General features: G+C 58.1%; 6 protein-coding genes and 1 pseudogene. 2 read left to right on the plus strand and 5 right to left on the minus strand.

Annotation, left to right across the window (positions count from 1 at the left end; all coding sequences use genetic code 11):
• Together Q1J88_RS12490 and Q1J88_RS12495 are read right to left on the minus strand one after the other, a co-directional pair.
• Positions 1 to 241: pseudogene (locus Q1J88_RS12490) on the minus strand (cyclase family protein); the annotation flags it as partial.
• Between the two features lie 127 nt (positions 242 to 368).
• On the minus strand, positions 369 to 1,880 hold the full coding sequence (locus Q1J88_RS12495; protein WP_301118055.1) for a CoA-acylating methylmalonate-semialdehyde dehydrogenase: 1,512 nt from the start codon (positions 1,878 to 1,880) through the stop codon (positions 369 to 371).
• Between the two features lie 110 nt (positions 1,881 to 1,990).
• Between Q1J88_RS12495 and Q1J88_RS12500 the strand changes: the two genes are divergently transcribed.
• Complete coding sequence (locus Q1J88_RS12500; RefSeq protein WP_301118056.1) at positions 1,991 to 2,950, plus strand: LysR family transcriptional regulator; 960 nt, start codon at positions 1,991 to 1,993, stop codon at positions 2,948 to 2,950.
• Here Q1J88_RS12500 and Q1J88_RS12505 read toward each other — a convergent pair.
• Genes Q1J88_RS12505 through Q1J88_RS12515 form a run of 3 tightly spaced genes read right to left on the minus strand, consistent with a single transcriptional unit; the run spans position 2,939 to position 5,730 of the window.
• Complete coding sequence (locus Q1J88_RS12505; RefSeq protein ID WP_301118057.1) at positions 2,939 to 4,186, minus strand: FAD binding domain-containing protein; 1,248 nt, start codon at positions 4,184 to 4,186, stop codon at positions 2,939 to 2,941. The two genes, Q1J88_RS12500 and Q1J88_RS12505, sit on opposite strands and share 12 nt — an antisense overlap.
• An 11-nt stretch (positions 4,187 to 4,197) precedes the next feature.
• A complete protein-coding gene (locus tag Q1J88_RS12510) occupies positions 4,198 to 4,656 on the minus strand; it encodes a VOC family protein (RefSeq protein WP_301118058.1) in 459 nt (152 codons plus the stop codon).
• A gap of 60 nt (positions 4,657 to 4,716) precedes the next feature.
• The gene (locus Q1J88_RS12515; protein WP_301118059.1) at positions 4,717 to 5,730 is read right to left on the minus strand and encodes a D-2-hydroxyacid dehydrogenase family protein; all 1,014 of its coding nucleotides are present in this window, start codon (positions 5,728 to 5,730) and stop codon (positions 4,717 to 4,719) included.
• A gap of 158 nt (positions 5,731 to 5,888) precedes the next feature.
• On the opposite strand from Q1J88_RS12515, the gene Q1J88_RS12520 reads away from it, so the two are divergent.
• Positions 5,889 to 6,851 (plus strand): rhodanese-related sulfurtransferase (locus Q1J88_RS12520; RefSeq protein WP_301118060.1); only part of this gene is annotated, 963 nt, incomplete at its 3' end.

The raw sequence follows: 6,851 nt of genomic DNA on the forward strand, positions 1-6,851 counted from the left end.
TGGGGTTGTACCGGTTGCCCCATAAGCCTTTTTGGGGGCCTTCGCGATCGAATTCGAGTGCCAGAGAGAAGACGCTGCCCTTTCGCACGAGGCGGGCGGCGGCGGTGACATCTTCGGGGGTGACGTAATTGAGCGTACCGATTTCGTCGTCAGGCCCCCACTTGCCCCAGTTGCAGCAGCGTTTGGCAGTTTCGTGAACCAGATCGATCGTGAATTTGTTTTCGTCGTAGCGATGGACCATGGGACTGTCTCCTGTCTCCTTGTTGATCAGCCGATAATATAGGTAGTAGTGCCGGCCTGATCCAATACTATTTTTAAATCGTTCTAGTTACTCCAGCGTGTTTTATTTATCGAGTAATTATTTCGTTTTATTTGGGTGCCGGCATCGCAAACTCGGCTCCTTTGCCGGTGCTTTCGGGCCAGCGCTGCATGATGCTTTTTTGCTTGGTGTAGAAGCGCACGCCTTCTTCACCATATATATGCATGTCTCCGAACATGGATTTTTGCCAGCCGCCAAAGCTGTGCCACGCCATGGGGACAGGGATAGGTACGTTGATGCCAACCATGCCGCACTGGATCCGCCGACCGAATTCGCGCGCGACGTGACCGTCGCGGGTATAGCACGAGACGCCGTTTCCAAACTCATGCCCATTGATCAGATCAATCGCCGCGCCGAAGTCGTCGACGCGCACGCACGACAGAACAGGTCCGAAGATCTCTTCTTTATAGATGCGCATTTCCGGAGTGACGTGGTCGAACAAGGTGCCGCCCGTAAAGAAACCGTTTTCGTGGCCGCTTACCTTGTATCCACGTCCGTCAACGACTAGGCTTGCGCCTTCGTCAACGCCCACCTGTATGTAGTTCTCGATGCGCTCCAGCGCTTCCCGGGTGACGACCGGCCCCATCTCGGCCTTGGGATCCATTCCGTTACGCACCTGCAATGCCTTTGCCCGCTCGGCGAGCAGGGGAACCACCTGATCGCCAACACTGCCGACCAGCACCGCTACCGAGATGGCCATGCAGCGTTCGCCGGCGGATCCGTAGGCCGCTCCGACCAGAGCATCGACTGCCTGGTCCAGATCGGCATCCGGCATGACGACGAGATGGTTCTTGGCGCCCCCAAGCGCTTGCACTCGCTTGCCGTAGTGTGCAGCCTGCTCGTATATGTATTGAGCAATGGGGGTGGATCCGACAAAGCTGACCGCCTTGACGTCGGGATGGGAAAGCAAAGCATCGACGGCAACTTTGTCGCCCTGCACGACGTTAAGAACGCCTTCGGGCAGGCCGGCCTCGCGAAATAGCCTGGCCATGTACAGGGATGCGGACGGGTCTCGCTCGCTGGGTTTCAGGACAAAGCAATTGCCCGCCGCGATGGCCACGGGAAACATCCAGCAAGGGACCATGCATGGGAAATTGAATGGGGTGATTCCCGCGACGACGCCCAGCGGCTGGCGCAGGGTCCAGTTGTCCATGCCTGTAGCCACCTGGTCGGTGAAGTCGCCCTTGAGCAGTTGGGGTATGCCGCAGGCGAACTCGATGACGTCGATAGCGCGTGAGACTTCGCCTTGGGCGTCGCTGAACACCTTGCCGTGCTCGGCGGTGATGATGGCGGCGATAGCATCGCGATGCTCGTTCATCAGGTTGAGGAAATTGAACATGACGCGCGCGCGTCGCAAGGGAGATGTGTCGGCCCAGGCGGGAAACGCCCGCTTTGCCGATTCGACGGCCTGATTGACATCGTTCTGGTCGGCCATGATGACCTGACGAGCAACCTGACCCAGCGCCGGATTGAAAACGTCTTTTCGTTTCTGCGCGGCACCAGAAGTTTCCTGTCCGTTGATGTAGTGGCCGACGTCGGCGGTGTCTGTATAGGCTTGCATGAGTACGCAGGATTGTTGTGGAGATATGCAGCCCAGTCTACGTTCGGAAACAGCTTCTAGATAGTCCAGAACCCTGGATTCATTGTTCAAAATACTGAATAATGCAGTGCATGACTGACAAGAAAATCACCGCTCTCTGGTCGCATGTGCACTGGCTGTCCGTCCTGGCTGATCAGGGCAGCTTCACGCGGGCAGCTGAGTTCCTAAACGTCAGCAAGGCCGCAATGAGCCAGCGCATCGCCGAACTCGAAGAAGCCGCCGGAGTGCCCTTGGTACGCCGCACTACACGAAGCGTCCGCCTGACTGAAGCCGGCCAGCAATTGGCGGAAAGCACGCGCGGCGCCTTTGATCATATTGCCGACAGTTTTGAGGCCGTTCGTGAACAGGCCATTTCGCCGCAAGGTACCTTGCGCCTGAGTGCGCCTGTGGCGCTGGCTCGTCAGCAGCTTGTTCCTCGTCTGGCCGGGTTTCTAAAACAGAACCCGCGCATACGTATCGAGCTGGATCTGTCTGATCAGCTTAGCTCGGTAGCGGGCGAAGGTTTCGACCTGGCGATTCGCCACACGTCAACGCCACCGCAGAACTACGTCGCCTGGGCCTTGTGCGCCGTACGGTCCGTTCTGGTGGCCAGCCCTGCCTATCTCGAACGGAACGGGTGGCCTGAAGATCCCGCCGCATTGGCCGCCCATGCTTGTCTGCATTACCCGCGCCGGCAAAGTACTACCGTATGGACATTTGAACCAGTCGGAAAGCGACAGGCTAACCGCAAGCGCTGTGTTGTGCCTGTAAGCGGACCTTTCGCTGTCAACAATAGCGAGGGTCTGCGCCAGGCCGCCCAAGAAGGGCTGGGCATTACTGTGCTTCCGGATTTCTCGGCGCAACAGGCGCTGGCCCGTGGTGACCTGGTTCAAGTGTTGCCCAACTGGCAGCCGGCGGGAGTGTTTGGCGATTCGCTTTACGCGATCAGGCCGTACACACCTCATGTACCGCGAGCGTCACAGTTACTGGTGGCCTATCTGCGTGAGGCCCTCAGGGCCGGCTTCCCCCTGGAACCGGGCTCAGGCAGTTGAATCAAGATTCAGGTATTGAAGCGACACTGCGGTCTCGCGCATGAGCGTTTCAGGATCACGGTATCGCAATTCCATCTGGCGTTGGTGTTCAGAACCTGAGCCGATATGAATGCAGGCACCCATGTTCCGCGCCTGCCTGACGATGGCCCTGCCAAATTTGATTCTTGAGGTCTGGTAAGCGTTCAGCGCTTCATCCAGTTGTGGACAAGCATCGAGCGCACGCACAAGTTCGATGGCATCGCAGGCAGCCTTGGTTACCCCCATGCCCGAGTGAGGCCGCGCGACGAAGGCCGCATCTCCCAGAAGCGCCACGCGCCCACATACCATTTTTTGGGCCTCGAGATCGAAAATTGGCTGGAAGAAGAGCTGCGGTGTCTTGTGGACGACTTCTGCGAACACTGGCGCAAGGGTTGCCGTGGCCGATGATCGGACTTCGTCCAGAACATCTTCCCGTATCGCGCCCGGAGGTATGCCGTCAGAATGCCAGTGCCCGGTCGAGTCGGTTTGCAGGCGCTTCAATTCTGTGTCGAACGCAGCCGGGCGATACCACACGAAGTTCAGGCGTCTTGAGCCTTTGGCGGTGGCGTTTTCCTTGCCGGCCACCGGGTAGGTAAGCATTTGTTCACCGGGTGGCAAACAAAAGGCGAAGCTGTCCATGAGCTGGTCGCGGGCCGCAGAACTTAGTTCATCTTCGTTGACCAGGCCGCGCCAGGCGACATAGCCTGCGTACTCCGGTTGCTGGTCTGGCATGAGCTGAGCGCGTGTGGTGGATCGGATTCCGTCAGCTCCGATCAGGATGTCGGCGGTGTCCCGGGATCCGTCGTCGAAATGCGCAGTAACCGAGTTGTTGTCCTGCTGAACATACTTGAGGACCTTGCCGCGATGGTAGTGGTCGGAGGGAAAGGCCTCTTCGAGAACGTGCAGGAGTCGACTCCACGCAGTAAGTATCTGATCGTAGGGCAGGCTGGCAACTATGTTGCCATGGCGATCGATGGTTGCGCGCTCAAAGATTCGAACGCCCAGGTGCTCGTCGACACGGGCACCAGCCAGCTCAAGTGCACTCAGAAGCTCGTCGTGAGTCACGATACCGGCTCCCCGGTCGGAAAGCGGCCCGGCCACTCTCTCGTACAAGTCGACTTTCCAGCCGGCACGACAAAGCATATTGCCGGCGAAGAGTCCCCCCATGGATCCGCCAATGACGATGGCTTTCCGCTTCTGTTGTAATGATTGCGCCACTGAATTGCCTTTTACATTTGAGTCGAATCCAGTGCCGGCCCTTCAGAAGCGGGGTAATTGAGCTCGATCGTGACGCCGCTCGGGTCTTCCAGAAATACCTGAAGCAGGCTCAGGGAGGGGACTTCGCGCTCGCGCCAAGGCAGGCCATGTTTCTTGAGTCGCTTTCGCATGTCCTGGACATCGGTGGCGAGAAACGCCATGTGGTCGACGGCTCCACCGCCTTGCATCGATTCGGGATCCCGGCTGCCCAGATAGTCGTTCAAGCCCTGTTGATCGTTGGGGTCGATGCCTATCAGGTGGACCACGCCATTTGATTCCGGGTAGGGCTCGCGGTTGTACAGCCAGTGACCGGGAAAGTTGAACGGAGGTCGGAATCCCGGTTTGAAACCCATGATGTCGGTGTAGAACTTCAGCGATGCATCGAGGTCGAGCGTTCGAACCGAAAAATGATCCAGGCGTTTGATAGCCATGGTGTAACCTCCGCGGCAGACTTCGATTGATTTATTTATCAATTGGTAAATAGCAGTCTATCACCGTTGCCCACGTCGCTCAATGCTCTTGTTGGTCTGCAGGCGCTCGTGCTCTGCCGCCTCCGGGTTCAAAAGATGGTCGCGGCGTCCCTGCAGGTACGAAAGGATATTGTCGAAGGCTTGTCCGTACATCGATTCATAGTTGTTCCGCTCGACGAAGCCGATGTGGGGCGTGCACAGCACGTTGGGAAGGTGCAGAAGCGGGTCGCGAGCACCCAAAACCGGCTCACTTTCGAAGACGTCAATAGCTGCAAACCCAGGGCGACCGTGGCGTACCGCATGTTCCAGCGCCTGAGGCTGCACCAGTTCGGCCCGGCTTGTGTTTACAAATAAAGCGGTGGGCTTCATGCGTTCGAGGTCGCTGCGTGTGATGATTCCCCGGGTCGTTGGCGCCAGTCGCAGATGAACGCTCAGCACATCGCTTTGTTCAAAAAAAGTTTCCCGGGAAAAAGCTGCTTCGTAGCCGTCATCAATTGCCCGGGAACGCGAGGCGGAGCTTCCCCAGACCCACACCCTCATGCCAAAGGCTTTGCCGTAGGCGGCAACCTGCCTGCCTATGCGCCCATAACCCCAGATGCCGAGCCGGGAACCGTACAGCTGCTGCCCAAGGTGACCTTGCCACAAGCCGTCTCGCAACCGGTTCCGTTCTTCGACAATATGTCTTCGACTTGCCAGTATCAGCGCCCAGGCAAGCTCGGCGGTAGAGTTGCCCGTGCTTTGGGTTTCGGTAATTGCCACCCCGTACCGGGTGCAGGCGTCAATGTCGATATGCGAGCCGGCACGGCCAGTCTGGCTGATGAGCCTGAGCCGCGGAAGCTGTTCAAGTAAAGAAGCCGATATCACGGTGCGTTCACGTGTCAGTACCAGTGCCTCAGCCAAGGCAAGGCGCGAGGCCAGTTGCGCGACGTCCTTTGTCGAGTCGTTGAAAACCTGGACGCTGTGGCCAAGCAATTTTTCGAAACAGCCGAGGTAGCGCACGCAGTCCTGATAATCGTCGGGGATGATGATGTGCATGGCGGGACCCGATTAAGCTGCATCTGGGGGTTTGACGTCTTGCAGCTGCAGAAGTGGCTGGCGCTGGACTTCGAACGCTTATCTTACGTGCTCGTCTTGGGCCTTACAACAGGGGCGAGGGGTAAAATGGCAATTTTGTAATCGATCTTTTTCATCTCATGGCCCAGTTTCTTGTCGCGGCACTATATAAATTCGTGTCTCTTCCCGACTATCGCGAGTTGCGCGAACCGCTCTACGACTTTTGCAAGAAGCACGATATCTGCGGCACCTTGCTTTTGGCAGAAGAGGGGATCAATGGAACGATCGCCGGCCCCGAATCCGGCGTGCGTACGGTGCTGCAGTATCTGCGTAACGATGGTCGTCTGGCCGACCTGGAGCACAAGGAGTCATGGGCGGACAAGCAGCCCTTCTACCGGCTCAAGGTCAAGCTCAAGCGAGAAATCGTGACAATGGGCGTGCCCTATGTTCAGCCGCAGACCATGGCCGGCACGTATGTTCCGCCCGAACAGTGGAACTCGCTGATCTCAGACCCCGAGGTTGTCGTGATCGATGTGCGCAACGATTACGAGGTGGCCATTGGGTCGTTCGAGCGCGCAGTCAATCCACGTACTCGCAGCTTTACCGAGTTTCCCGAATGGGTAGACGAGCAGGCCCGCGAGGGTGGCTTGCTTGATCCTCAGAAAAAACCCCGCGTCGCCATGTTCTGTACTGGGGGCATCCGCTGCGAGAAGTCCACGGCATACATGCGTGCCCGGGGATATGACGAGGTCTATCACCTGGAAGGCGGCATTCTCAAGTATCTCGAGACGGTGCCCGAGGCCGAAAGCCGCTGGGATGGTCAGTGCTTTGTTTTCGACGAACGGGTGTCAGTCGGTCACGGCCTCGAGCCGGGCGATTACGAGCTCTGTCGTGCGTGCCGACTGCCGCTATCCGCCGAAGACAAGGCCTCGCCCAAGTACGAAGAAGGCATCAGTTGCCCTCATTGCCACGGCACACACACCGAAGAGCAAATGCAGCGTTTCCGCGAGCGGCAAAAACAAGTCGAGCTGGCGCGCAAGCGTCGCTCTCGCCACATCGGTGCAACGCCTCCGCCAAAGCCCAGGGTGAAGTCGCCAGCCGAA

Source organism: Pusillimonas sp., assembly GCF_029263785.1.
GTDB lineage: Bacteria > Pseudomonadota > Gammaproteobacteria > Burkholderiales > Burkholderiaceae_B > Pusillimonas.